The 2,635-nt window shown below is 65.7% G+C and carries 3 protein-coding genes; all 3 read right to left on the minus strand.

The window, feature by feature from the left end:
* The coding region (locus tag AC5RWX_RS32180) for a C40 family peptidase (RefSeq protein ID WP_494100238.1) at positions 1-1,011 on the minus strand (1,011 nt) is incomplete at its 3' end.
* Positions 1,012-1,239: 228 nt separating this feature from the next.
* A complete protein-coding gene (locus AC5RWX_RS32185) occupies positions 1,240-2,160 on the minus strand; it encodes a cation diffusion facilitator family transporter (RefSeq protein WP_494100239.1) in 921 nt (306 codons plus the stop codon).
* Positions 2,161-2,170: 10 nt separating this feature from the next.
* Positions 2,171-2,617 (minus strand): metallopeptidase family protein, encoded by a 447-nt coding sequence (locus tag AC5RWX_RS32190; RefSeq protein ID WP_494100240.1) that lies wholly within the window; start codon positions 2,615-2,617, stop codon positions 2,171-2,173.
* Positions 2,618-2,635 lie beyond the last annotated feature (18 nt).

Below are 2,635 nucleotides of genomic sequence, written 5' to 3' on the forward strand. Positions count from 1 at the left end.
CGGAGCAGGTGCGGGGACGGGGGCGGGTGGTGCCGCGGGTGCAGGGGCCGGAGGTGCAGGTGCTGGTAGTACTGGTGCCGGAGCTGCAGGTGCTGGTAGGACTGGTGCGGGTGCCACGGCTGGGGGTGCCGGCGCAGCAGGTGCTGCCGCGGCAGGACGGTTGCCTGGTGGAGCCGGCTGTCCCTGGTTGGCCCGCTCGGCAGCTGCCAATGCCGCCGCAAGCCGGGCCTCCTCGCGTTGCCGGTCCAGGGCGTCCACCCGTGCCGATTCAAGGGCTACGGTGGTGTTCCGGAGCTGGGCCAGCTGGTCCACCAGGACGGTTCGCTGGGCCGTGGCGTCTGCCACTGCCCTGGCCTGCGCTGCGTTGGCTTCTTCCGCCTGGGTTTTCCGGGTTTCTGCTGTCCTGGCTGCGTCATCGGCAGCTCCTGTGGCGTCTTCAGCAGCCGCGGTCAATGACTGTGAGGCCTGGGCTGCGGCATCTGCCGCCTCGAAAGCGCGGCTTCTGCCGGCCGACAGGGCTTGCAGCGTGGCTGCCTGCCGAAGAGTTTCACCGCTGCCGCTGACAAAAGTACCGAGCGTGGGGTTGAGCCCGCCGTGGCGGTAGAGGTCGCCCGCCAGCTGTCCCACCTGTTTCCGGGCCTTGTCCTGCTGTTCCTGCGCCGCCATGGCCTTCGCCGAAGCGACAGCCGCCGCTGACGATCGCTGCTGCAGTTCTACGAGAGCCTCGCTGTAGGCGTTGTTTGCCTGCATCGACACGGCCAAGGCTGCCTGCTGCGTACCTGCCGCTGCTTCCAGGATGCGTTCGATCGTGGCGACCTTGTCCGCGGTGGCGGCCTCACTGGCCTTGGCTGCGGCAATGTCCGCGGGGGAGGGAATTTCCGGAGCTGCAGGGATGGACACGGCCGGCGAAAGTCGCGTTGTGCCCGCCCCGGCCGGGTTTGCCATAGTTCCCAGAAGGACGACGGCGGCACACAGCACGACTGCTGCGCGCCTGGATCCAGTCAGTACCATGCAAAAGCCCCGTAATGATCAGGCTGGAGTTCCTGTTCACGGCAGGGCGGTGCCCCTAACCTGCTCCCCAGCAGTCCCGAGGCTACGGGAGCGCCTGCACTTTGGCAACAGCAGTCGCATCATTAACATAGGCCACAAGGGTGTCATGACGAGGGGAAGCAGGCCGGTGTGTTGCCGGGTCAGGGGCCGGGCACTCTGGGCAGCAGCGGACAGCAAGTAGCTGGTTGCCTATGCGTGCTGGTGCGCCTCGTGTTCGGAGTGCGTGGCCGGTTCCAGCTGGAACGTGCAGTGGTCAGTATCGAAGTGGGAGCCCAGGCAGCTGACCAGCTTGTCCAGCAACTGGTCTGCGCCGCGGGCGGTCAGCACGCCGTCCTCCACCACTACATGCGCCGAAAAGACCGGCACTCCGGAAGTGATGGTCCAGATGTGGATGTCGTGGACATCGGAAACGCCCTCCACGGAGAGGATGTGCTCGCGGATCATCTGCACTTCCACTCCTTTGGGGCTGGCTTCCAGGAGCACGTCAACAACGTCGCGCAGCAGGCGCCAGGCCCGGGGCAGGATCAGCAGGGCAATGGCCACGGACGCGATGGTGTCCGCCGCCTGGAAGCCGGTCGCCATAATGACCAAGGCTGCGGCTATAACGGCGAAGGAGCCCAGCAAGTCGCCCAGGACTTCCAGGTAGGCGCCGCGGACGTTCAGGCTTTCCTCGTGGGCGCCATGCAGAATCAGGAGCGACACCAGATTCGCCACAGCGCCCAGCATGGCGGCGAACAGCATAATGTCCGTTCGCACCTCAGGCGCGGAACCGATCCGCCGGATGGCCTCCGTAAAAATGACTACGGAAATCACGATCAGGATCAGTGCGTTGGCCAGGGCCGCAAGGACTTCGGCCCGCTGGTACCCGTAGGTCCGCTGGTCGCTCGCCGGCTGGCCCGCAATCCAGGCGGCCAGCAGGGCGATGGTCACCCCGGCTGCGTCAGATAGCATGTGGCCGGCGTCGGCAAGCAGGGACAGTGAACCGGAGAGGACCGCACCCAGCACCTGGACGAGGACCACAACAAGGGTGATGGCCAGGACGGCCACAAGCCTCTTGCGGTGCCGGCCTGTTGCGGTAATGCCGTGCGTATGGCTGTGGTCGCGTCCCATGCCTACAAGGCTAGCCCCAGCCGAGCTCGTGCAGCCGGTCATCATCGATCCCGAAGTGGTGGGCGATCTCATGCACCACTGTCACCGCCACTTCGTGGATGACGTCCTCGCGCGATGAGCAGATATCAAGGATGGGTTCGCGGAAGATCGTAATCCGGTCGGGCAGGGATCCGGCGTCCCACCACGAGTCCCGCTCCGTCAGCGGCACGCCTTCATAAAGTCCCAGCAGGACGGTGTCCGGATCCTCCCCGGGCCGCGGAACGTAGTCGTCCTCGATGAATACCGCCACGTTGTCCATTGCCCTGGCCAGTTTGTCCGGGATGCTGTCCAAGGCATCCTGGACGGCCGCCTCAAATTCGTCTGCGGACATGCTGAAGCTCAAAGGTCCGGTCATTCGAAGGGGCTCGCTGGGACCCTCGGGAATCATGGGCAGGCCCGGGGGCAGGCTGGCTGACATACTCCGACTTTAGCGAAG

Source organism: Arthrobacter sp. SPT-J7 (genome assembly GCF_059089965.1).

Excerpts from the sequence above, each read along its gene's own strand:
- AC5RWX_RS32185 (WP_494100239.1), bottom strand. The coding sequence starts at position 2,160 with ATGGGACGCGACCACAGCCATACGCACGGCATTACCGCAACAGGCCGG.
- AC5RWX_RS32190 (WP_494100240.1), bottom strand. The coding sequence starts at position 2,617 with ATGTCAGCCAGCCTGCCCCCGGGCCTGCCCATGATTCCCGAGGGTCCC.